Annotated in this window: 20 protein-coding genes; 12 read left to right on the top strand and 8 right to left on the bottom strand. The window is 42.7% G+C overall.

Translation table 11 applies throughout. The features are described 5' to 3' along the window. The first annotated feature begins 193 nt into the window (after window positions 1–193). A complete protein-coding gene (locus KPL72_RS17365; RefSeq protein ID WP_219703875.1) occupies window positions 194–1105 on the top strand; it encodes an EamA family transporter in 912 nt (303 codons plus the stop codon). Next, complete coding sequence (locus KPL72_RS17360) at window positions 1081–1722, top strand: LysE family translocator (protein ID WP_219703874.1); 642 nt, start codon at window positions 1081–1083, stop codon at window positions 1720–1722. The genes KPL72_RS17365 and KPL72_RS17360 overlap by 25 nt, the downstream gene beginning before the upstream one ends. 415 nt (window positions 1723–2137) lie before the next feature. Here the strand turns inward: KPL72_RS17360 and KPL72_RS17355 are convergent, their stop codons facing one another. Further along, complete coding sequence (locus KPL72_RS17355) at window positions 2138–2485, bottom strand: hypothetical protein (protein ID WP_219703873.1); 348 nt, start codon at window positions 2483–2485, stop codon at window positions 2138–2140. A gap of 1 nt (window position 2486) precedes the next feature. Next, window positions 2487–3092 carry a hypothetical protein gene (locus KPL72_RS17350; RefSeq protein WP_219703872.1) on the bottom strand — a complete coding sequence of 202 codons (606 nt, stop codon included), beginning with the start codon at window positions 3090–3092 and terminating at the stop codon, window positions 2487–2489. A gap of 116 nt (window positions 3093–3208) precedes the next feature. Here KPL72_RS17350 and KPL72_RS17345 point away from each other — a divergent pair, with 116 nt between their 5' ends. The 6 genes from KPL72_RS17345 to KPL72_RS17320 all read left to right on the top strand — a co-directional run bounded on the left by KPL72_RS17345 (window position 3209) and on the right by KPL72_RS17320 (window position 10110). Beyond that, complete coding sequence (locus KPL72_RS17345; protein ID WP_219703871.1) at window positions 3209–3640, top strand: hypothetical protein; 432 nt, start codon at window positions 3209–3211, stop codon at window positions 3638–3640. 108 nt (window positions 3641–3748) lie between these two features. Further along, the gene (gene epmA, locus KPL72_RS17340) at window positions 3749–4726 is read left to right on the top strand and encodes an EF-P lysine aminoacylase EpmA (RefSeq protein WP_219703870.1); all 978 of its coding nucleotides are present in this window, start codon (window positions 3749–3751) and stop codon (window positions 4724–4726) included. 81 nt (window positions 4727–4807) lie between these two features. Next, window positions 4808–7108, top strand: coding sequence for an ATP-binding protein (locus tag KPL72_RS17335; protein WP_219703869.1), 2301 nt, complete (start codon window positions 4808–4810; stop codon window positions 7106–7108). Beyond that, on the top strand, window positions 7108–8466 hold the full coding sequence (locus KPL72_RS17330; RefSeq protein ID WP_219703868.1) for a sigma-54-dependent transcriptional regulator: 1359 nt from the start codon (window positions 7108–7110) through the stop codon (window positions 8464–8466). Before KPL72_RS17335 ends, KPL72_RS17330 begins: the two co-directional genes overlap by 1 nt. A gap of 96 nt (window positions 8467–8562) precedes the next feature. Further along, the gene (locus KPL72_RS17325; RefSeq protein WP_219703867.1) at window positions 8563–9327 is read left to right on the top strand and encodes a sulfite exporter TauE/SafE family protein; all 765 of its coding nucleotides are present in this window, start codon (window positions 8563–8565) and stop codon (window positions 9325–9327) included. Window positions 9328–9357: 30 nt separating this feature from the next. Further along, window positions 9358–10110 carry a GGDEF domain-containing protein gene (locus KPL72_RS17320; protein ID WP_219703866.1) on the top strand — a complete coding sequence of 251 codons (753 nt, stop codon included), beginning with the start codon at window positions 9358–9360 and terminating at the stop codon, window positions 10108–10110. A gap of 33 nt (window positions 10111–10143) precedes the next feature. Here KPL72_RS17320 and ggt read toward each other — a convergent pair whose 3' ends face one another. Beyond that, window positions 10144–11898: a gamma-glutamyltransferase gene (ggt, locus tag KPL72_RS17315; RefSeq protein WP_249422320.1), complete on the bottom strand. Its 1755-nt coding sequence runs from the start codon at window positions 11896–11898 to the stop codon at window positions 10144–10146. 166 nt (window positions 11899–12064) lie between these two features. Beyond that, a complete protein-coding gene (locus KPL72_RS17310; protein ID WP_249411695.1) occupies window positions 12065–12823 on the bottom strand; it encodes a FadR/GntR family transcriptional regulator in 759 nt (252 codons plus the stop codon). A 247-nt stretch (window positions 12824–13070) separates the two neighbouring features. Between KPL72_RS17310 and KPL72_RS17305 the strand changes: the two genes are divergently transcribed. The 4 genes from KPL72_RS17305 (at window position 13071) to KPL72_RS17290 (ending at window position 16818) form a co-directional block, all read left to right on the top strand. Then, window positions 13071–14069 carry a TRAP transporter substrate-binding protein gene (locus tag KPL72_RS17305; RefSeq protein WP_212917775.1) on the top strand — a complete coding sequence of 333 codons (999 nt, stop codon included), beginning with the start codon at window positions 13071–13073 and terminating at the stop codon, window positions 14067–14069. 80 nt (window positions 14070–14149) lie between these two features. Then, complete coding sequence (locus KPL72_RS17300) at window positions 14150–14707, top strand: TRAP transporter small permease (RefSeq protein ID WP_212917776.1); 558 nt, start codon at window positions 14150–14152, stop codon at window positions 14705–14707. 1 nt (window position 14708) lies between these two features. Further along, on the top strand, window positions 14709–15995 hold the full coding sequence (locus tag KPL72_RS17295) for a TRAP transporter large permease (protein ID WP_212917777.1): 1287 nt from the start codon (window positions 14709–14711) through the stop codon (window positions 15993–15995). A gap of 25 nt (window positions 15996–16020) precedes the next feature. After that, window positions 16021–16818: an NAD-dependent epimerase/dehydratase family protein gene (locus KPL72_RS17290; RefSeq protein WP_219703864.1), complete on the top strand. Its 798-nt coding sequence runs from the start codon at window positions 16021–16023 to the stop codon at window positions 16816–16818. 236 nt (window positions 16819–17054) lie between these two features. Here the strand turns inward: KPL72_RS17290 and KPL72_RS17285 are convergent, their stop codons facing one another. The 4 genes from KPL72_RS17285 to KPL72_RS17270 all read right to left on the bottom strand — a co-directional run bounded on the left by KPL72_RS17285 (window position 17055) and on the right by KPL72_RS17270 (window position 22898). After that, window positions 17055–18668, bottom strand: a complete 1614-nt coding sequence (locus tag KPL72_RS17285; protein ID WP_219703863.1) for a TRAP transporter large permease — start codon at window positions 18666–18668, stop codon at window positions 17055–17057. Window positions 18669–18683: 15 nt separating this feature from the next. Continuing rightward, window positions 18684–19361 (bottom strand): TRAP transporter small permease, encoded by a 678-nt coding sequence (locus KPL72_RS17280; RefSeq protein WP_212917780.1) that lies wholly within the window; start codon window positions 19359–19361, stop codon window positions 18684–18686. A gap of 168 nt (window positions 19362–19529) precedes the next feature. Continuing rightward, entirely contained in the window at window positions 19530–20522 is a 993-nt protein-coding gene (locus KPL72_RS17275; protein WP_212917781.1) for a TRAP transporter substrate-binding protein, read from the bottom strand. 270 nt (window positions 20523–20792) lie between these two features. Next, window positions 20793–22898 (bottom strand): tRNA(Met) cytidine acetyltransferase TmcA, encoded by a 2106-nt coding sequence (locus KPL72_RS17270; RefSeq protein WP_219703862.1) that lies wholly within the window; start codon window positions 22896–22898, stop codon window positions 20793–20795. Window positions 22899–22955: the final 57 nt, after the last annotated feature.

The raw sequence follows: 22955 nt of genomic DNA, 5'->3' as shown, positions 1-22955 counted from the left end.
TCTCTTCCCTGAATTGTACTCTTATTTTTGTTAAAAATTGAATCTGTGTTCTTTTTGGTTTTCTAGTGATACTGGGGGGCAATGTTGAGTCAGTGTGGTGCTTCCTTTCGAAACTAGCGCCTACCTCATCGAAACACGGCGTTATTGATATGTTGTGGCACTCACAATTGATTAGACAATTTAGGAACGAATAATGAAACTACGAGACTTTGGCTTGCTGTTTGCCTTGATGGCGTTATGGGGATTGAATTTCAGTGTGATCAAGCTTGGCGTGAACAGTGTTCATCCTTTAGTGCTCACAGCATTGCGTTTTGGTTTCGCGGTGTTTCCGTTGATCTTTTTTATTAAAAAGCCAGATGTGCCGTGGCGCTATTTGATTGCTTATGGCTTGTCTTTTGGTGTCGGCGTTTGGGGATTAACGACCTTATCGATTGGCGCTGGTGTTTCGGCAGGAATGGCCTCTTTGTTATTGGATATGAGTATTGTTAGTAGTTTGCTGGTGGGTTGGTTATGTTTAAACGAAACCATTACTCGCAATAAGTTGCTTGGCGCTGGATTGGCTTTACTTGGACTTGCTTTGATCATTTACTCCGAAGGTGGTTCGGTGACTGGAAAAGGTTTAGTGCTGGTATTAATGGCGTCGGTGTTTTGGAGCGTTAATGGCTTGATTGTAAAACGCGCGAATACCAAAGCTATTTTTGCCTTTAATATCTGGGGAATGTTGTTTGCACCTTTGCCTTTGTTGTTACTAGCGGTTATTTTTGAAGGAACGCAAGTCGTCACTGAGTTGCCGAATCAATTTACCCAATGGACGCTGTTTTCCGCTTTGTTTCAAGCTTACCCAACGACACTATTAGGGTACTGGTTTTGGAATAAGATGATAATGAAATACTCAGTATCCAGTGTCGCGCCAATGACGTTACTGGTGCCTGTGTTTGGTATTTTTGGTGGTTATTTGTTTTACAACGAGCCAATAGAAACGAATCAGATAATTGCTGCTGTGCTGATTTTATTAGGTTTGTTTGTCGGGCAGATGGCATTGCCAAAATTGAGTTTCTTTAAAAGACTGAGAGGTGATTCATGCAAGAAATCCACTATGTCCTGATATTAATCGGTGCGCTTGTTGCTATGGCGAGTCCTGGGCCTGCGACATTGGCGATTGCGTCAACGTCAATGAATAAGGGGCGAGTGCAAGGTTTGGCGTTAGCATCAGGCATACTCACAGGCTCGCTATTTTGGTCTTGTTCGGCTGCCTTTGGTTTAGGTGCCGTGTTGTACGCGAATGTCTGGCTATTCGAAAGTTTACGTTATGTTGGCGCAGTCTATTTATTATTTTTAGCGTACAAATCTTGTCGTTCAGCAATGGTGAATAAATCGGATTCGAGCAAAATGTTGGCCACGCTAGAAACCAAACAGACATCTTTACGTGCTGCTTATTTTCGTGGTTTGGCCATCCACTTAACCAATCCTAAAGCGATTTTGTTTCTAGGGTCGTTATTCGCCATGGGGATGCCGAGTTCGGTTTCCACACAAGGTTTGTTGTCTGTGATTGTCTTATTAACGATTCAAAGTGCCTGCATAAATTTGGGCTACGCTGTGTTGTTTTCGAATCCAAGAATTCGCCAAAGCTATTTTAAAATGAAACGCGGCTTTGATGCTGCCTTCACGCTGATGTTTGGTGTTGCGGGCATTAAAATACTGCTGAGTAAGTTGGGCAGTTAATGACAAAAACATTAGTAAAAAACTACCCGCTTAAAATATTTATAAGGTGAAATTTTTTATCAGGATGCTTTAGGTTTTTTTTTTGATATCTAGTCTGTCGTCCAATATTTGTATGTGTTGTCCTGGGACTATAATGACGAGTGAAAGGGACAAAGCTAGTAGAACTAAAAATCTTACTATATCCCAAGGTATTATCGATTCAGAAAAAATATATAAAGCAAAAAGAGGGATAATAAACAGTAGCCCTACAGCTTTATGTTTATTCGTAAAACCATGTAAGGTGCCGCAGTTTACACACCTATGCTTGGTTGAGCTGAATGATAAAGTGAACCACGCTAGGGACAGATTACTTGAACAGTTAAAGCATTTCGGTGTCATATTTAAGCTCCATCGAGTAAAATGGACAATTTTAAGATTACTCTTCTAATACGTACGTTCCTATAGGAGTTTCTAATGTTAAGCTATTATCGTCAATAAATAATATTTTCCATTCCACCTCACTACCTCCTGATTTCAAATATAAAATATTTGATTTTTTATAATATGGGTAACGTCTATTTCCATATTCACTCATGACTTCTGAAATGCTATTTTGATCAATGATTATAAAATTTCCATTGTCAAGTTTTAGCTCGCTGTTGTCGGAATAAATTAATTTTTTTATGTTCCATTTTTTTTGTAAGTTATTTTCTTGAGAATATATTGGGTTAGAAAATAATATAATAATAAAAAAAAGAGTGAATTTTTTAAAGAATTTATACATTTTATTTATATACCGAAGACGTATTTTTGGGAGGTGTGCTTGCCAAGAGGCGTCCCAACCCATCTGGAAGTTGGTCTAAACTGTACTTTTGAGTATTCGATTTCCGATTCACTTCTTGATCAAGTTGATTTCTTGATATACCTGTAACTTTTTGAATTAACTGCCTAGACCCATAAGGGTGTGGTGACCAAGTAAAACTATATTCAAAAATGATTTCGTAGCTCCAGCCTCTTTCCATTTTAGGGTATTCAACTAGCGCTTGAGTTTCTCCCAAAGCAATATTAGATATTACTGATACACTAAAGGAGATAGCTGTATTAGCTATAAATCCTGTTCCAAGCCCTAACAAAGCTGATGCTAAATAGCCTCCATACCTTATTTTTTCTTCCCACTCAGAATTCCATTTGTTTGCTAAAGCATCTGTAGGGAAAGTGATGGTATGTGAAGATCTACTACTTGCTTTTTCTTTAATAAAACAGTTTGGAGCCTTACCGCTCCCTATCCAATACCCACCATCTGTCCAGTTCAGACGATTGCTACATTTTATTTCAAGTTCTTTTTTTTCTTTAAGTGATAATGGTGTAGATCTTGAGGAAGCTATATCCATTTCTAATTCCTTTTATAATAAAAACATTTCCAGAAGAAAAATACCCTATATTTAAGATGATATATTGTCAATAATGCTTACTATATTTTTACTGTTTGTACTAAGGGCTCATCTAAATGTCCAAATTCCTAATGACTGTACTTTTCAGTTTACTAACCGTGACAGCACATGCTCGTTCCTCACAACTTGAACTTAGCTGTAATTTGATTCCGATAGATTATCCGAGCTTTGATCTAGATGATATGCAAGAGAAAACGGTAGTGCTTGATGCTTTGAATCCTTCAGCTAATCCGTTGTTCATCTTGAAAGATTATATTTTTATAGTTAGTGCCAACCGCGTTGATGTTACCAATATGCCATATATTTTGGACTTTTACCTAGAAGTGCAACCTCCAAGCCCAGCAGCTCCTGTAAGGGCTCTAAGTTCATCTTACTTCAATCCTAGAGAAGGTAAGCAGCATAGCAGGTTGGAGCTGCTTCATTATGGTGATAAATCAGAGCCTTACCCGACAGGGCAATTGATATTTGAGTGCCAGCACTATGAGTGATAATGAATTTTTCAGCATAGCGGTTAATATCAGATGATTTAATGTGGTCAAATGAACATTTAACGCGGTATTTGCTATGATGCACTTTATTTTTCAGAGTGTTTTTCTATGTACGACGCTTCTTTGTGGCAACCCAGTGCGGATCTTTCGATTTTACAAAAGCGTGCGCAGTTACTGAAAGTTATTCGCGCTTTTTTCGATTCGTGTGAGGTGATGGAGGTGGATACTCAGTGTCTATCACTTGGCAGTATTACTGATCCACATATTGAAGTATTAACCAGCAAGACGCGTTCCCAAGGGGACGACCTCACTTACTATCTACAAACCTCGCCAGAGTTCGCTATGAAGCGTTTATTGTGTGCGGGTTCTGGTTCTATTTATCAGTTGGGGAAAGTGTTCCGAGCCGAGGAAATAGGCCGTCGCCATAGTATCGAATTTACTATGTTGGAATGGTATCGAGTGGGTTTTGATCATTGGCAATTGATGGATGAGATTCAACAGTTGCTGTCGGTACTGTTAAATGACGAGACGTTGACGTGCGAGCGACTCAGTTATCAAATGGCGTTTTTACGTCATACTGGACTGGACCCTTTCACAGCAACACTTTTCCAGTTGCAAGAATGTGCTCATGAACACACAGAATACGGCTTGCAGGAAGATGATCGTGACACCTTACTTGAGTTGCTATTTTCTAGCGTGATAGAACCTGCTATTGGCAAATACGTGCCTTGTTTTATTCATAGTTATCCTGCTTCTCAGGCGGCACTTGCTAAGACTCACCTTGATGAAAAAGGTCAGTTAGTCGCTGCGCGATTTGAGCTTTATTGGCAAGGCATGGAGCTAGCGAATGGCTATCATGAACTCACTGACGCCAAGGAACAAGCTAGACGATTTGCCGAAGATAAACAGACTCGCAAGGAAATGCGTTTGGCGAACCGCCAGTTTGATGAGCGATTAATCACCGCATTAGAAAATGGCTTGCCAGATTGTGCCGGTGTGGCGTTAGGAGTGGATCGCTTGTTGATGTTAATCTGTCATAAATCGCATATTGCTGAAGTGTTGCCCTTTGCCCATTCTAGGGCTTAATTATTTTGCTCCAAGATGTGACGGCTTTGTCTTTTAAGCTGATAATTAAAGTATTGCGATAATAACAACAAGGCATTTTAGGTGAGCGCATTGAAAGAAAAGTACGGTTTTAGCATGAGATGGCTTTTTTCATCTAAGCAGTTAATTTGGCTGTATCTTGGCGTTTTTATTGTGGTGGTTTTATTGATTTGGAAAGGCGGTGAAGCCCTACGGAATCAACAGATCAAAGCCCTGCGTATTGATTCTTTTGAGCAGTTAAATCAGCTTGCTAGTGTGCTAGAAAGTGCGATTGCCAAGTACCAACATATGCCGACCTTATTGGCATCGAATGACCGAGTGAAAAAAGCCCTACGAGATGGTTTTGAATCGGACATTAATCAGCTTAATCGCGAGCTTGAGCAAATCAACCGTATTACCGAAGCCTCGGACAGTTATATTTTAAACACCGACGGATTAACCATAGCCGCGTCTAACTATCGTGAAACAGCCAGTTTTGTTGGCCGTAACTTTGCCTTTCGCCCTTACTTTAAAGATGCTATTCAAGGCCAACCGGGCCGCTATTATGCGCTTGGTACAACGTCGAATCGTCGTGGTTATTATTTTTCATATCCTGTCTATGAAGGCGACTCGATTATTGGTATTGCGGTTGTAAAAGTGGATTTGACGCAATTCGAAAAACGCTTTGCCAATCAGCATTATGAATTTTTGTTACTCGACCCCGATGGTATTGTGTTTAGTAGCTCGCGTGCTAACTGGCTGTATCGAGTCTTGGGTGAGTTGTCTCATACGGAATTGCAACGTATTGCCGATTCTCAGCGTTATTTTGGCAAAGCCATCGAAAAGTTAGCCATTGTTTATCAAAAGCCTTTTGATGAAAAATCGCAAATTGTCGATGTATTAGAAAATACCGTTATAGATGGCTCAGAAGAATTGCAGCGGTTGTCGTTTTTGAAAATGAGTCGTCCGATTCGGTTATTAGGCTTTCAAATTTCCATCCTTGCGCCTTTAAAAACCATTAACGAAGAAATTTCCTTATGGCGTACCATTTTTGCCGGTGGTGTGACCATCACCGTTTTGCTCTTGGGGATGGCCATGTTGCGCAGACGAATGTTGAGGGAGCGTTATGATGCCAATGAGATGACGCGCCATAATCAAGCCTATATTCGTGAAGTGATTCAAAACACACAAGCGGGTTTGGTTACCTTGGATGAAAATCACAAAATAGAATCCTTTAATCCCGCGGTTGAAAAATTACTCGGTCAGCCGTTAGCACCTTTGGTGGGCCAACCTTTGGGCGTTTTATTTCAACCCGATGAGCAAGATACATCAGCCTTGTTGGCTCAGAATGATTTTTTGGAAGCCGCGAATGATTTGGGTATTAAAGTGCTGACGCGAGAAGGGCGCTTATGTTATTCCGATCAAACGGTTCCAGTGGAAATGACCTTATGTAAGATGCAGCTGCCGAATCGCTTGAGTTATTTGGTGACTTTTCATGACATGACCGAGCGTAAGCGCTACGAACAAGATATAACTCAAGCGCGTATTGAGCTTGAAGAACGTGTTAAAGAGCGAACGTTTGAACTACAAGGTGCTAACACTCGTCTTCGTCATGAAATTGAAGAGCATAAAGGCACGCAACGAGAATTGATACAAACAGCAAAATTGGCCGTGTTAGGGCAGCTAACCGCAGGTCTGAATCATGAGCTGAACCAACCTTTGACCGCAATTCGTGCTTTCGCGGGAAATGGGTTGAAGTTTCTGGATCGTGGCCAATACGAACAAGCCCATACCAACTTGCAGCATATTAGTCAGTTGGGTCATCACATGGGCGACATTATCGCTCGCTTCAAAGTTTTTGCTCGTAAAGGTGATGTGCATCAAGGCCCGATTGCCGTGCAAACCGCCATTATGGGCGCGCTAAAAATCATGAGTCCACGTTACAAGGAAGTGGGTATAGAGTTGGTAGTGACAGAGGATCAAGGCTTTATTGTAAACGGTGATATGGTCTTTTTGGAGCAAGTGTTGGTGAACTTATTAGCCAACGCCGCCGATGCGATTTTAGAAGCATCAGATAATCCTCGACGTGTCTGTATCGAGCAAAGCTCTACGGAAAGCCAAGTGGTTATTTGTGTCCAAGATTCAGGTGACGGTTTGAGTGATGAAGCCATTCGACACCTTTTCGAGCCTTTTTTTACTTCTAAATCTTCAGGACTGGGATTAGGGCTAGGCTTGTCGATTAGTCAGCGTATTGTTGAGGCAATGGGCGGTCAAATTAGCGCGCAAAATCGAGAGTCTGGCGGTGCTGAATTTTGTGTTAGGCTACCTCGTTTCAATCACCAATTATCTCAATCTCTTTCTAAAGATTCTAAAGAGGAAATCTAATGCCGGACAGCAAGCAAGTAATATTAATTGACGACGAGCAAGCGGTTCGTATGGCGATTTCTCAGACATTACAGCTTGAAGATTTTGTGGTCGCTGAGTTTGCATCGGCTCAAGGCGTGGTGGAAAAGTTGTCTTTGGATTGGTCTGGCGTGATTGTCAGTGATATCAATTTGCCCGGTAAAAGTGGTTTAGAGTTATTCGAAGAAGTTAAAAAAATTGATGCGGAAATCCCTTTTATTCTAATAACTGGCCATGGTGATATCAGCATGGCGGTGAGCGCCATTCGTGATGGCGCTTATGATTTTATTGAAAAGCCGTTTTCCAATGAAGACTTTCTTGAAGTGGTACGTCGGGCGTCTGAAAAACGTCATTTAACCTTAGAGAACCGTAATCTACGTCTGGAATTGGCGGCGCAAAACGCCCCAGGCCCTAGAATTATTGGTAATACGCCGGGTATTCATCGTTTGCGTCAGGCGTTGTTGCACGTGGCGGATACCGGCGCGGATATTCTTATTCAAGGGGAAACAGGCACAGGTAAAGAGCTAGTGGCGCGTTACATTCATGAGCATAGTTCTCGCCGAGGTCATGCTTTTGTGGCGATTAACTGCGGCGCTGTGCCGGATTCTATAATGGAGTCTGAATTATTTGGTCATGAAAAAGGTGCTTTTACCGATGCCAAGACACAACGTATCGGTAAGCTTGAGCATGCCAACGGTGGCACACTCTTTTTAGATGAAATTGAAAGCATGCCGATGTCGATGCAAATTCGCTTGTTGCGAGTGTTGGAAGAACGACGCTTAGAGCGTTTGGGTTCCAATACGGCAATTGATTTGGATTTACGTATTCTTGCCGCGACCAAGGTTGACCTAAAACAACTAAGCGAAGGCGGCACATTCCGCGAAGATTTGTATTATCGACTCAACGTGGTGCGAGTAGATATTCCGCCACTAAGGGAGCGAAAAGACGACATTTCTTTGCTGTGGCAGCATTTTTGTTTGGTGGCGATTGCACAATATAAGCGCGAGTCTGAGCCACTGTCGGCGGCGCGAATGCACAGCTTGTTGAGTTACGATTGGCCGGGGAACGTGCGTGAGCTACGTAACCTTGCTGAGCGTTATGTCCTAATGGGCGAGGCGGGTTCGTTTGAGTTTGATCAAATCATTATCAATGAAAATAACCCAGGCGTTATGACTCTCCCTGAGCAGTTAGAGCGTTTTGAAAAGACTTTATTAGAGCAAGAGCTGCTGCGTCAGAAAGGCTCGATTAAAGACACTATGGATGCGCTTGGTTTGCCGCGTAAAACACTTTACGACAAGATGCGTAAGTATGATCTTGATAAGGATATCTATAAACAGTAATTCTCTGTATCACGAATAGTAATGGGCCTGTTGAGATTTCGGCGGCCTATTTTGCTATTCTGCCGACTTCACTCCTTTTGATTCCCTTTCGATTATATGAACTTTTTTGTACTGCTTTTTGACCAAGTCTCTGCGCATATATTTATTCTCCTTGTTGTTGTGTCTGGATTAACGTCTTTTTTTACTGCGAGTTTTGGCGCTGGCGGTGGTGTGATGTTGTTAGGTGTCATGGCGCAAGTGTTGCCACCGCAGCTTATTATTCCACTGCATGGCGTGGCGCAGTTAGGGTCAAATGCTGGACGCGCAGCGATGAGTTGGCGACATATTGATTGGAGGTTGATAGGTGCATTTTTGCCCGGAGCAATGCTAGGGGCTTTTATTGGCAGTTTTGTCTTAGTTTCTCTGCCTCCAGCTATAATGTATCTAACGATTGCGTTATTTATCTTATATTTATGTTGGGGGCCGAAGCTTCCTAAAATGGTATTGGGTCATTGGGGAACTGCATTTGCCGGCGCTATCACGACCTTTATTACGCTTTTTGCAGGCGCAACTGGTCCTTTAGTCGCAGCCTTTGTTAAGCAAATTCATGTGGATCGTTTTCGCACGGTGGCGACTTTCGCCACGGCGATGTCCTTACAGCATGTGTTGAAAATTACGGTATTTCAGGTCGCAGGGTTTCCGTTAGAGTCTTGGTTGCCTTTATTGTTTTGTATGATTATCAGTGGTGCGATTGGTACTTGGGTTGGTCTTAAAGTGCTAAAACGTATGCCAGATCGTCACTTTCATCGAATTTTTAATATAGTGTTAACCGTAATGGCGTTAAGGTTAATCTGGCAGTCTATCGTTTTGCTTACTGCGTAATCGGAACACTCTTTGCTGAGGAGGATAAGTATGAGAGGTCGGCTCCAAAAACTTGGACGGGTGAGACTGGTTTGTGTTATTACTATTTTGGCTATAATTTTAGCGTCTGCTGGCAATCTTCTTATATCTGCACTGTTTAATTTCCAAACCTCATTTTTTGAGGATATTTTTCGTGCGTCAATCATTCCTATTTTTCTTGCTCCTCTTCTTTCTTGGCATCTGGTTGGTATGTTTTATCAACTGGATATTTTGGAAAATGAGATGAGTCGCTTGGCGAAGGTGGACGATTTGACGTCTGTTTGCAATCGTAGATTCTTTTATAAACAAATAGAGGATTGGCTTGGGACTAAGTTAAATCGTGACACTGAGTATGCTTTTTTTGTGCTCGACATGGATGTATTTAAAGGTATTAATGACAGATATGGTCACCTTTGTGGTGATAAGGTTCTAGAGCAATTTGCTGAAGTTTTGCGCGAAAAGGCGCCAAATGGCAGTATTATTGGCCGTCTTGGTGGTGAAGAGTTTGCGATATTTGTGCCTAACATGGATGCAGACTCTGCCGAGATGTTGGCAGAAAATATTTGTCAGCGTACAAGGGATATTGTAGTAAAGCATAACAATATCTCTGTCTCTTTTAGTGTGAGTATCGGGGCTTCCATTAATATCAATTACCATAAAAGCACTATTGAAAATGCTTTTAAATATGCAGATCTCGCCCTGTATGAAGCTAAAGAATCGGGGCGAGACTGCTATCGTCTGTCTATTGCGGAAGAAAAGAGCTAGGCCGGCTAATGCCCTTTCGTTTCCCGTTATTTGTTAATCTCCTAATACCAAGCCTTCTCGTCTTGGGTCAGCGCCACCCAGTAAGCCGTCTTTTTCGACAACAATACCTTGTACTCCGGAATTCAAATCCTGCACAGATACTTTAAAGCCCATGTCTGTTAGGGCTTTTGCGTAGGTTTCTGCCTCGGTGCCTTTTTCAAGGTCATAGGTTCCAAAACGGTTAAGCATATTTGGCAAGTTAATGGCTTGTTGAATATCCATGCCCCATTCAAGATGAGCAATCAGTGTTTTTGCCACGTAGCCGATAATGCGAGAACCACCCGGTGAACCAACCACTAAATACGGTTTATTATTTTTCATCACTATCGTTGGAGACATCGAGGAACGAGGGCGCTTGCCCGGCTCTACACGGTTGGCAATCGGATAGCCATCTTGATGTGATTTGAAGGAGAAATCAGTTAGTTCGTTATTGAGCAAAAAGCCATTGCTCATGAGGTTTGAGCCGAAGCCATTTTCGATTGTGGTAGTAACAGAAACGGCATTGCCGTCTTTATCGACAATAGAAATATGACTAGTGGAGGGTAATTCGATGGCCATATCGTCGGCTTGTTTAATCGGATGACGCCACTCAGGCTCGCCGGGTTCAGCATTTTCAAGTGCTTTGCCCTTGGTTATAAGTTTTGCTCGCTCTGCCAAATAAGGTTTATCTAATAAACCTTGTGGCATAGGTACAAAGTCGGTATCGGCGATGTAACGACCACGATCAGCAAAGGCAAGGCGAGAAGCATCGCCTATAATTTGCCACGCTTCAGGTGAATTCGCGCCTAAGGACGCTAGATCAAATTGCTCGGTAATACCAAGGATTTGTCCAACGGTTAAAGCGCCTGAACTTGGTGGACCCATGCCGCAGATATCGTACTCTTTGTAAGGTAAGCACACCGGAGCGCGCTCTTTTACACGATAGCTGAGTAAGTCTTGCTCTGATAAAACGCCAGGGTTATCTATTGCTCCACGTACCTGAGAGACAATTTTCTTGGCAATTTGTCCAGTATAAAACTCGTCTGCTCCGTAGGTAGCCAGAAAGCGCAACGTTTCATAGTACTGGGTGTTTTGTAAGCGGCTGCCAGCTTCAAGCGGCGTGCCATCAAGGTTAAAAAAGTAGGCTTTAGTCTCTGGATAACGAGACAATCGCTCCGCGCTACCTTTGATTGCATCTGCCAAGCGAGGGGAAACAATAAAGCCTTCTTGTGCAAGCTGTGTGGCTGGTTCTAATAAATCCTCCCATGGCATGGTGCCATAGCGGTCGTGCAGCTCTCCCATTAATTTGACAGTACCTGGAGTGCCGACAGAGCGACCGCCCACAACGGCATCATAAAAAGAAAGTGGTTCACCATTTTCGTCTTGGAAAAGTTCTGGTGTAGCTTCTTGAGGAGCGGTTTCGCGGCCATCAAAGGTAGTGAGTTTTTGGTTTGCAGCATCGTAATAAACTACGAAAGCGCCACCGCCTAAACCAGATGATTGAGGTTCTACTAAGCCAAGTACCATTTGTACGGCAACCAGTGCGTCAATAGCAGAGCCTCCCGCTTTTAGAACATCATAACCTGCTTTACTAGCTTCTGGATTGGCGGTTGCGACCATAAATTTCTGAGCGTGAGCCAAGCTCTTTTTTTCTGTGCCACTTGCTTCTTCTGGCGCCACAGCATCAGCGGCTTGCTCTGCTATGCTGAATTGACTAACGGCCAGTAAAGGAACGAGGGTTAAGGCCTGTAGTAAGCGCTTTTTTAGCATCATATAATCCTTATTGATGGAAGTATAAAGGGTCTACTCTCATCAAAACAAAAATACGTTGCTGCGTGAAGTCATAAAATAAACAATGATGTGATTTTAGAGAAAAGAAAGTGTAAGTGGTGTTGGTGTTGTGGCAAATGTCATTACTCGAAAATATTAAGTCATACTATGACTTAGTTCGTTCAATATCGCGCATTAATTTTCGATAACGCTCGCAGCCGTTATAAAGATGATCACGGACGGCTTGTTGAGCTGCTTTGGCATCGCGCGCCACAATGGCGTCAAGAATCGCTTTGTGCTCGTTATTGAGTGATTTATCTATCTCAGGATCGCGAGGTAGTCCGGCTTCTTCTCTTAGTCTGGCGCGAGGAATCGTGCGCCTTCCTAGCTCTTCTAAAAAGTCGATGAAATGTTGGTTGTTGGTGGCTCTTGCAATGGATAGATGGAACTCAAAATCTTCTTGTTCCGCACTCTCGCCACCTTGTACTTTTTTCTCGTAGGCGTCGTAACAACGATATATATCGGCTTCTTGTGCGAGAGAGCAACGTGCGACAGCTAGAGCTACTGCTTCAACTTCTACGGCGGCCCTTAACTCCAGTGATTCTATGGTGTCAGTAAGTGTTCGAGTACTTTGTCTTAGTTGCAAAGGTAAGGTGGTTTTGGGTTCTGCTATAAATACTCCAACACCTTGTTTTGCCTGAACTAATCCCTCTGCTTTTAAGGTGGCAATGGCTTCGCGTAATACAGTTCGACTGACGCTAAATTCTATCATTAGGTTTGGTTCAGTCGGTAACTTATCACCCACTTTCATCCCTTGATTTAATATGCGTTTGCGCAGTTTTTCGGCGGTTTGTTGCGGTAAGCTTTTTTTTATTTTTGTTGTTGGTGGCATGGTTTTAAGGCCTATTTTTTTATGTTGCTGCATCGCAATATTTCTAATAGTGACTAATATTTCACGGTAATCGATGACTATTTACTAAATGTGATGGCTTGTAAAGTGGCGCTGTTTAAAAAATATTCATAGTATGACTGTTGTTTGTCTATACTGCTCTGTGTTACAAATAAAAAAGTTAATCTGATGCATTTTTTTTGAAATGACGTTTCTTTAGATTCATCATTTTCTTGAAGTTCAGATAAGCGAACAATAAAAAATAAAACCTGGAGACATAATAATGATAAAAACGCTTCACACAAAAACTCTCACTACTACCTTGGCTCTTGCCACGGCAGTATCCGCTTTTACCTTTTCTTCTGTGGCTCAAGCTGAGTGGAAAGGGTGGAATATTCATAATGCTGGCTACCCTGTTACGGTAGCTATGGAATCCTTCATTAAAGAAGCCAACAAGGTTACTGATGGCCGAGTCAGTGGTCGAGTATACAATGGTGGTGTGCTTGGTAGTCAGTCCGATGCCATTCAGATGTTACAAGTTGGCGGATTGCAATTTGCTGGTTTTAACTTAGGTCCAATGGGCGATGCGGTTCCAGAAGTAAACGTCGTCTCTTTACCCTTTATTTTTAAGAATCTTGATCATATGCATCGTGTTATGGATGGCCCAGTTGGCGATCAATTAAGTGATGCGATGGCGAAACAAGGCATTATTTCTTTAGCTTGGTATGACGGCGGCGCTCGTTCTTTTTATAACACGGTCAAGCCGATTCAAACGCCTGCTGATATGAAGGGTGAAAAATTTCGTGTCATGAATAATGAATTATATGTCGGCATGGTTGAGGCGTTAGGTGGTAATGCGACGCCAATGGCTTATTCAGAAGTCTATCAGTCATTAAAAACTGGCGTCGTTGATGGCGCTGAAAATAACTGGCCATCTTATGACACAAGTAACCATTATGAAGTAGCTCAATACTATTCTTTGACTGAACATCTAATTCTTCCTGAATGTTTGTGTGTCAACGTAAAGGCGTGGAATAGCTTATCTGCTGCTGATCAAAAGGCTGTCAAAGCGGCTGCGCGTGAAAGCTCTGTTTTACAGCGTAAGTTGTGGGCTGAAGGAGATGCTGCAAGTCGTGAAAAAGTGTTGGCTGCTGGTGTGAAGTTTAACGAAATCAAAGACAAATCGGCATTCCAAGATGCAATGAAACCTGTTTATGCCAAAGCGGTAAAAGACAATCCATCATTAAAAAGCTTTATCGAACAAATCCAGAACACTCAATAATTGTAATTTTCTAGGAGGACTTATCTGCTATTGAATAGTGGATAAGTCCAGTTTGATGGTTTTATAAAATGAGTAAGTCGATGAATTCTTTCTATTCTAAGCAGACTCCCGTAAAAACCTTTCTTGATGTGTTGGCTTATTTAGCGACTGTTCTTTCTGGCGTTTTTATGGTGATTCTTGTTGCGTCATTTGGTTGGTTGGTATTTGGTCGTTATGTATTGAATGACACGCCAACTTGGGTAGAGCAAATGGCATTGTTGCTGGTAACCAATATCACGTTTTTAGCGGCGGCGGTGGGGATTCATGAGCGCACCCATTTAAGTGTCGACATCCTATCTTTATGTGTGCCAAAACGTGCCAATCAATTACTCAACATTGTTATTGATCTGTCATTGCTGACGTTTGGTATCACCATGGCAATTTATGGAAAAGAGCTGGTCGATTTTGCATGGTTCCGAAAAGTACCCTTGTTAGGTATCTCGGATGGAATCCGCTATTTTCCTGTTGTCGCGTGTGGTGTTTTGATATCGCTATTTTCAGGTTATCGAGTCGTCATTGGTGTGGTGGCGTTGTTTATTGTAGAACCTGAGTCTGAGACGACTGATTCACTTTCTTCTAACGTAAAAGGGGATCAGTAACATGGGACTGGCTATTTTACTTGGTTTGTTTGCATTACTAACTTTCATTGGTGTTCCTGTCGCGTTTGCTTTAGGGATGGCTGCTATCTCGGCTTTTTGGTATGAAGGCTTGCCTTTAATGATTGGCTTTCAGCGTATTGTAGCTGGAACCTCTACCTTTTCTTTGCTTGCGATTCCGTTTTTTATTTTTGCCGGTGAGCTAATGTTGCATGGCGGTATTGCGGCGCGTTTGATTCGTCTTGCTTCCTCGGCTGTCGGCTGGATGCGTGGTGGTTTAGGTCAGGTGAATGTGTTCTCAAGCATGTTGTTTGGTGGCATTTCTGGTTCTGCTGTTGCGGATGTTTCTGCATTAGGGTCTTTGTTAATCCCAGTGATGAAAGAGAAAGGTTACGATGATGATTATGCTGTTAACGTAACGGTCACTTCTTCGATTGCTGGCATTATGATTCCGCCAAGTCACAATATGATTTTGTATGTTGTAGCCGCTGGTGGTGGAATGTCGGTTGCTAGCTTATTTATGGCTGGTGTTATACCTGGGATTTTGATGTGCTTTTTCTTGGGGTTGGTGGCGCGTTGGATTGCGATTCGTAAGAATTTTCCAACCGAAGAATTTGCGGGTTATAAGGTGATCTTCTTTGCTTTTTTAGCTTCTTTCCCAGGTTTAATTACGGCAATTATCGTGGTTGGTGGCGCATTGTCTGGTGTGTTTACGGTTACCGAATCCGGTGCTATTGGTGCGATATACGCCATTATTATTACAGGATTTGTGTATCGATCTTTAAGTCTTAGAGACTTTTGGATTGCCGTGGTGCGCTCTGTAAGAACAACAGGGCTGGTCATGATTCTAGTCGGCTGTGCATCTGCATTTGGTTACATGTTGGCCTTGTATGAAGTGCCAAAAGTGCTGGCGACAACACTGACGTCTATTTCTGATAATCCTATTGTTATCTTGCTGATGATGAATCTTATCCTGCTTTTACTGGGCATGATAATGGACATGGCAGCACTGATTTTAATCTGTACACCTATCTTTTTACCTGTCGCGCTTGGCCTTGGCATGGATCCTATTCACTTTGGTGTGATGTTGATGATGAATTTAGGATTAGGGCTATGTACGCCTCCGGTTGGTGGATGTCTATTCGTCGGCTGTGCGATTGGTGGTGTGTCGATCCAAAAAGCGGTTAAAACCATTTGGCCATTTTATTTGGCGATTTTAGCGGCCCTAATGCTAGTGACTTTTGTTCCAGCAGTATCTATGACCTTACCTAATTGGATTAATGGTCTTTAAAGATCAAAGAGTTGAGGAGTTATCAATGAAACGTGTTTTATTAACGGGGGCCGCTGGCACTCTTGGCTCGGCAATGCGAAAAGCGTTAGCAGGCTGGGCCGAAGAGCTTGTGTTGTCCGATATCGTGCCGATCAAGGATTTAAATAAAGGCGAGTCTTTTGTGGCTTGCGATTTAGGGGATTTGGAGTCAGTTTTAGAGCTTGTAAAAGGTTGTGATGGCATTATTCATCTAGGTGGTGTGTCTGTTGAGGGGACCTTTGAAAGTATCATGAATGGTAACCTCAAAGGCGTTTACCATATTTATGAAGCGGCTCGTCAGCAGGGCGTGAAGCGGATTGTTTTTGCTAGTTCAAATCATCTTGTTGGCTTTCATTCTCGTGAAGAGCGTTTGGATGATAAAAGCCCAATGCGCCCTGATAGCTTATATGGTGTTTCAAAAGGCTTCGGTGAATTAATCGCTCAATATCACTTTGATAAGTTCGGAATTGAATCTGCCTTGGTTCGAATTGGCAGCTGTTTGCCGAAACCAGTGAATCGTCGCATGTTATCAACTTGGTTAAGTGAAGGTGATCTGGCTGGGTTGATAAAAAAAGTATACGCAGTAAATCGACTGGGCTGTACGATTATTTACGGTGCGTCTGATAACCCTTGGTCATGGTGGGATAATAGCCATGCTAACTTTATCGGATGGCAGCCGAAAGATTCTTCGGCTGATTTTGAAGAGGAGGTATTGCGCAATGATCCCCTTTTACCTACAGATGATCCTGTGTTGCTTTACCAAGGTGGTGTCTTTGCGACGGCAGGTCACTTTGAAGATAAATGATTTCGAAGGCGAATAACTTAGTAATACCTCGACCTATCTGATTGTCTGTTAAATCCTGCTTTCCCTATCCTTAGTCGCTCAATGTTCACCCCAATATTATGGGGGGATATTGAGCGTCTAATTTATCTATCGTGCATTCTTTATCACGTTTTTTATAGCGCTCTTTATAGTTAACAACGCAAAAAAAACGCCCCGAGGGGCGCTAAACTTGATTTTCTGTATTGAGGTAGAAATTGTTATTGAACGATTTCTGGCCCCATGATGCTGTACGGTAACGCAGTAGATAGTGCAGGAATGTAAGTTACCATCACCAAGAACACCATTAATACCAATACAAACGGCATAGCGGCTTTCACTACACGGGCCAAGCTCATACCTGTAATACCGGATGTAACAAACAGGTTTAAACCAATTGGCGGTGTGATCATACCGATTTCCATGTTTACGACCATGATGATACCAAGGTGAATTGGATCAACCCCTAGCTCCATGGCAATCGGGAATACCACTGGCGCTACAATAACCAATAGACCAGATGGTTCCATGAACTGACCGCCGATCAACAATAAGATATTTACTGCGATGAGGAAAGTGAACCAGTTAAAACCAACACCAAGCATCCACTCAGTGATCATTTGTGGAATGCGTTCAGCAGATAAGGTGTGAGCAAACAACAATGCGTTGGCGATGATAAACATCAGCATGATGGTTGTTTTTGTGCCTTCAAGCATTACCTTACGAGATTCTTCACCAAACAAAGAAGGGAAAAAGCCACGTAGCATCATGGACAAATTACGGCCCCAAATAGGTACGCCAGCAGCCAAACAAGCACCGACAGATTCTTCTATTTTGCTAGAGCGCTTATAAACATAGAAAATAGCCAAGACAACGGACATAATCGCACCCCAAAGTGCGCGATCACCACCAGTCACCGTTTCGCTGTCTGCGAAGATAAAGAATGACATGATTTCCCATACTAGGAAGAAAGACACGCCATAAACCGTACCGTTAAAACCAACACGAGCGTGCGGAGCATCGTTGTCGTTCGTCCATGTTTTGCCTTTTAATGGACCCATGTCGCGGTAAACAAACAAAGCGATAAACATAGAGTAAACAGCAGCGACAACAGCGGCTTCTGTTGGCGTGAATACACCACCATAAATACCACCCATGATGATCACGACAAGGAACAAGCCCCAGCCTGCTTCTTTACCACCACGAACTAAGTTGCCAAAGCCTTTCCATTCTTCAGCGGGTAGTTTTTTGATACGTGCAACCACATAAATTGCTAACATCAACATACCACCAGCCATCAAGCCCGGGATAACCCCCGCCAAGAACATACGACCAACAGACACGTCAACGGATGCGGCATACACCACCATTACGATAGAAGGCGGAATCAAAATCCCCAAAGTACCTGCGTTGGCAATGATACCTGCTGCAAATTCTTTTGAGTAACCCACTTGAGTCATACCAGCAATGGCAATAGTGCCGATAGCCACAACCGTTGCTGGAGAAGATCCAGATAAGGCGGCGAACATCATACAAGCCAATACCGATGCCATTGCCAAGCCACCACGGAAGTGACCAACACTGGCAATCGCAAAGTTAATCAAACGCTTCGCTACGCCGCCAGTCGACATGTAGGACGATGCAATGATGAAAAACGGGATAGCCAACAAAGTATAATGCTGACCAGCCCCAAACAGAGAAATAGCCACAGACGACAAAGAGTCGTGTGAGAAAAAGGTAATAAATAGTATGGACGACAAGCCCAAACAAATACCAACGGGTAAACCGACAAATAGCAGGACGATTACCAATGAAAATAGAATAAGTGATTCCACAATGACGCTCCTGCGCTAGTCTTTCAAGACGTTTTGGTTTTCTTTAACAAGATCTTGTGCCTCATGGCCACTGATCAACATGTCGCGTTTACCGCGGGCAATATCGATGAATGCTTGCAAAGAACGATAAGAAAGTAGAGCCAAGCTGATTGGCAGGATAACAAGAACAATCCAGCGGTGAACGCGAGGGCGTAAACCAAACATTTCTTGTACAAATTCAGGGTAACGAAGTTCTTCTGAACCTATGCCAATTTTGAACATCTTCAGCCAGTATTCGATTGCACCACCGCTAACGTCTACTCCAAGCATTGCCAACCAAGTAGAGTCGAGAAGGATAAGTCCGTAAAGCATGGCCGCTGCAGCACCGAATAAAGACAAGGCTTTGGTGATGCGTTTTGGTACGGCATTGAGAACAATGTCGACGCCCAGGTGAAGGCCCGTTTTGATACCGTAACTCATGCCTAATAGAATCAACCAAGAGAAGGCGACTGTATTGAATTCAAGCGCAGCGTCCCAACCAGTGTTAAACCCATAACGAGCAATAACCTGTCCGAACGATACCGCCATGATGGAGGAAATAACGATGATCAGTAGGTTTTCTTCAGCTCGTTCCATGACTTTGGGGAAGCGTTTCTCTAATAGCCAAAGAACAATAATAAAAATAAGTAAGTAAAGATGCGGCCAATGTGCCATGGGGGTCTCCTTAACTAAGTGGACCAGAACAAGTTAAAGTGCAGCTTTGTGGCGAGTCTTGTAGGTTCTAGGGTCAATCGCAGAAGAGAGATTGCGGATCAAGAAAGCACAGGATAAAACCACAAGAGCTGACCCGTTAAGATCAGCTCACTGCGGGATAAAAATGGATTACGCGCCAGCAGCAGCGTTAATCAAATCTTTACCGATGTAGCTTTCAAATTGCTTCCAAACAGGCTTCATTGTGTCGACCCATTCTTTGCGTTGCTCTGGAGTAAGCGTATTTATCTTACCGCCAGCTTTAAGAATGTTTTGACGGTTTTCTTCTTCCGCAGCTTTAACACTCAAGTTAGCTTCTTGTGTAACTTCATCCGCAATTTGAGTGAATTGAGCGCGGTCTTCCGGAGATAAGCTCTTTAAGAATTCAGAAGACGTCATGAACAAGTAAGCCAACAACTGATGGTTAGTATCGGTTGTGCTGTCTTGAACTTCGTAGAATTTTTTCGTGTAGATGTTTGACCAAGTGTTTTCTTGACCATCTACAACGCCAGTTTGCAAGGCGCCGTATACTTCAGAGAACGCCATTGCTTGAGGAGACGCGCCCATCGCCGCGATCATTTGTTTTGCAACATCAGACGTTTGTACACGGAATTTCAACCCTTTGGCATCGCTAGGAACCAAAAGTGGTTTGTTGGCAGAAAAGTATTTCATACCAGACATCCAGTAACCTAAACCAACAAAGCCTGCGTAATCATCCATTTCGGTAAGCAGTTTTTTGCCTTCAGGTGTTTTGGTGAAGCGGATAGCATGGTCCATGTCTTTAAAGATGAAAGGAAGGTCAAACACGCCATATTTATCAGTGTAAGAACCGAACTTAGAAAGAGATGGAGCAAGCAGTTGCACGTCGCCTAAAAGTAAGGCTTCAAGTTCTTTTGAATCACCAAATAGCGTGGAGTTAGGGAAAACCTCAACACACAATTTACCATTCATTTCTTTGTTTACACGTTCTGCGAAGTTATTCGCTGCAACCACTTTAGGGTGAGTCGTACCACCTGTTACGTGGCTGAATTTGACAACACGCTCACCTGGATCACAGTTTGCAATCGCTGTGCTAGCAGAAAGAGCAACTGCTAAAGATGTTAGAGCAAGGCTGATTTTTTTCATTTTTATAAGACTCCAAAAACTGAATTATTATTGTTTACCTGATTTTTAGCCTGATTTTTTCTGATTTTTCATCAGCGGCAGACAAAGCAAAACAGGTGGTGCTATCCATACTGTTTACACAATCTATGCCAAGTCTTTATGTTTTTATTAAATTATTGATTTTTAACAATAATTTTATTTTGTGGGTTTGCTTAATACTTTATGCTGGTGATTTAATAGGGGGGATTACACACATGGGTAAATTCTTAATGGGTGGTTAATCACCCATTTTTACTTGAGAGTTTGTGCTAAAAGTCTTTTGAAGGTTTGGTGCATGGCTTTTTTGCCAGATAATTGCGCTTTTTGGCGAGTCTGATCGGTATTACGGCCTAAAGCGGCTTCTATTAATAGTCGATGCGTTGGGTCGTGAGACGTTAACTTGCTAGTTAAGGCAAGAGACAGTGTCGCCTTGAGGAAAACTGAGCGGATACTGTCAAGTTGACGATGATGCTCTACAAATAGCGCTATATCTTGCAGATCTTTTTGTGACAGCTGAGCGAGTGCTGGAAGTTCGTTTTGTTGATAATGCTTTTGACCTAAAATAAGCATAACCAAATCGGTGGATAAGTCGGCATATTGTAGTAGCAAGTTAAGTAGAAATTGTTCGATAAAACGAGCCTGCCATGCGACAGCTAACTTAGTCGCATGTTCTGTCATTGGTTTTACCATCATCAAAGAGTAGCTGCCACTGGCTTGGTCTTTGCTTGTTCCTAAACGAATGGGTAAGTAACCATTCTTTAGCCAAAATGATACGACATCGGGAGTCGCTGCAAAACTTGTGCATAGAAAGTCGCAATGGTCATTGGCTTCTTTTTCTATATGCGTAAGTAGTTGACTAGCCAAACCTTTATTTTGTTGGCTTTGCTCGGTCGCAATTCGGCTAATACGCCAGTAACAGTACTGCCCAGCGTTTTCGATGCCTTCGTGAGCAAGCAGAGATTGCGGCACTAAATGGCCTCTTGGTCTACGTTTTCCTTGCATGACTTCTTGGCAGAGTGCGTTTGGCAGGTTGCCTTCTTCAGTAATAACGGTAACGCTTTGCGTTTTGTTTCCTAAGGTAGAAATGTAGGTCGATACAGAAGGATCGTCTAACACCCAGCGCAAGTTGTCAGGTGAGGTTTGATAATGGGCACTGACCAATAGTTGAAAAGTATCGGCGAGCAAGTTTGCGTTCTCTAACCAATCTGCTCCAGCAAGCTGTTTAAATTCAGTCTGCTTAATTATGTCTTTATCAACACTATTTGATATTTCAGAGCTAGGTTCAGGCGTTGCTAAAAAGAAGCAATCATTGATCCAGTTTTCGAGTGGGTCATTTCCCCCCCATCGAATGGGTTGGCTTAACGTCAGCTGCTGCAGAGTCAATGCTTTGGTGGTTTTCTGTGATTCTAAGTAGTGGCAAAAGCGAATGCCGAAGCCCTTACCAGCGCCTTCATAGCCATAGTCTGTAGTACTAAAAAGACAATGCTCGGCTTTTTCATTTAGCGCCATGAGCAAAGGTAAAGGAATCATTGACGCTTCATCAATAAAGAGAAAATCCCAGTGAGTTGAGTCGCTTACCAGAACATCAGGTGCGAAAAAAGGCAGCGTTATTTTATCTTGATCAATAACTTGTTCAAAGCGAGCCTTTAGACTCACAATCGCCTCTTGATTCGGCGCGGTGATTGCCACACGTTTTCCTGCTTTGAGCAGCTTAGCCAAACTGTCACCCAATAAGGTGGATTTGCCTCGACCTCTTGGTGCAATTAATACATAAGATTTAGCCTGTTCGGCAAATAAACACGACTGAGCTTCAGCTTGCTCTTGGGTTAGCTGCGCGTTAGGTTCTATTGGTTTTAAAGTCGGTAACGGATTTACGCTGTGTTTTTTATTCTTGCCAGAGAGTAATAATTTAAAAGGTGATGTCGCGTCTTGTAATTTATCGAGCAGGTAATGTTTAAAGTGCGATGTCACTTGTTCAGGCTCATAAGGCCAAGGCAAGTAACGAGATAGCTCTTGATCGGCCATTTTCAACCAATCTTCGTTTGGTAAAACAATAGCGAAAAGGCCATTGCCACGAACTGTACCCGATACAATAGCTAGGGCACTGGCTGAGACTCCTTGAGTTAAATCCACTAAAACTGCGTCATAGCTACTGCCGAGTTCTTGTCGGGTTTGTTTAAAAGAACAGGTTTTAAATTGTTTTGTTTTTAGCGATGGAACGAGCAGCTCGTCATATTGGCTCACATCATGAGCAGTAATAAGCGGTGTGGAGAAATTTTCACACAGACGAAGAAAGTCTGATAAAACCTCGCTAGGCGAGCCCTTTAAAATAAAACAATGGCGGTGGTTGTCAGACATATAAATAAAATTTCCTTGTGGTCGCATTATCATACTGTGACCACAAGGAAGTGCCAA

This window comes from Marinomonas lutimaris, from assembly GCF_019426345.1.
Lineage (GTDB): Bacteria > Pseudomonadota > Gammaproteobacteria > Pseudomonadales > Marinomonadaceae > Marinomonas > Marinomonas lutimaris.
The sequence above is the reverse complement of the archived record's forward strand: the minus strand, read 5'-3'. Positions and strand labels throughout refer to the sequence as shown.

Bases quoted from the DNA above. Each gene is read 5' to 3' on its own strand.
- KPL72_RS17365 (WP_219703875.1), top strand. From the start codon at position 194: ATGAAACTACGAGACTTTGGCTTGCTGTTTGCCTTGATGGCGTTATGG.
- KPL72_RS17360 (WP_219703874.1), top strand. From the start codon at position 1,081: ATGCAAGAAATCCACTATGTCCTGATATTAATCGGTGCGCTTGTTGCT.
- KPL72_RS17355 (WP_219703873.1), bottom strand. From the start codon at position 2,485: ATGTATAAATTCTTTAAAAAATTCACTCTTTTTTTTATTATTATATTA.
- KPL72_RS17350 (WP_219703872.1), bottom strand. From the start codon at position 3,092: ATGGATATAGCTTCCTCAAGATCTACACCATTATCACTTAAAGAAAAA.
- KPL72_RS17345 (WP_219703871.1), top strand. From the start codon at position 3,209: ATGTCCAAATTCCTAATGACTGTACTTTTCAGTTTACTAACCGTGACA.
- epmA (WP_219703870.1), top strand. From the start codon at position 3,749: ATGTACGACGCTTCTTTGTGGCAACCCAGTGCGGATCTTTCGATTTTA.
- KPL72_RS17330 (WP_219703868.1), top strand. From the start codon at position 7,108: ATGCCGGACAGCAAGCAAGTAATATTAATTGACGACGAGCAAGCGGTT.
- KPL72_RS17325 (WP_219703867.1), top strand. From the start codon at position 8,563: ATGAACTTTTTTGTACTGCTTTTTGACCAAGTCTCTGCGCATATATTT.
- KPL72_RS17320 (WP_219703866.1), top strand. From the start codon at position 9,358: ATGAGAGGTCGGCTCCAAAAACTTGGACGGGTGAGACTGGTTTGTGTT.
- ggt (WP_249422320.1), bottom strand. From the start codon at position 11,898: ATGCTAAAAAAGCGCTTACTACAGGCCTTAACCCTCGTTCCTTTACTG.
- KPL72_RS17310 (WP_249411695.1), bottom strand. From the start codon at position 12,823: ATGCAGCAACATAAAAAAATAGGCCTTAAAACCATGCCACCAACAACA.
- KPL72_RS17305 (WP_212917775.1), top strand. From the start codon at position 13,071: ATGATAAAAACGCTTCACACAAAAACTCTCACTACTACCTTGGCTCTT.
- KPL72_RS17300 (WP_212917776.1), top strand. From the start codon at position 14,150: ATGAATTCTTTCTATTCTAAGCAGACTCCCGTAAAAACCTTTCTTGAT.
- KPL72_RS17295 (WP_212917777.1), top strand. From the start codon at position 14,709: ATGGGACTGGCTATTTTACTTGGTTTGTTTGCATTACTAACTTTCATT.
- KPL72_RS17290 (WP_219703864.1), top strand. From the start codon at position 16,021: ATGAAACGTGTTTTATTAACGGGGGCCGCTGGCACTCTTGGCTCGGCA.
- KPL72_RS17280 (WP_212917780.1), bottom strand. From the start codon at position 19,361: ATGGCACATTGGCCGCATCTTTACTTACTTATTTTTATTATTGTTCTT.
- KPL72_RS17275 (WP_212917781.1), bottom strand. From the start codon at position 20,522: ATGAAAAAAATCAGCCTTGCTCTAACATCTTTAGCAGTTGCTCTTTCT.
- KPL72_RS17270 (WP_219703862.1), bottom strand. From the start codon at position 22,898: ATGTCTGACAACCACCGCCATTGTTTTATTTTAAAGGGCTCGCCTAGC.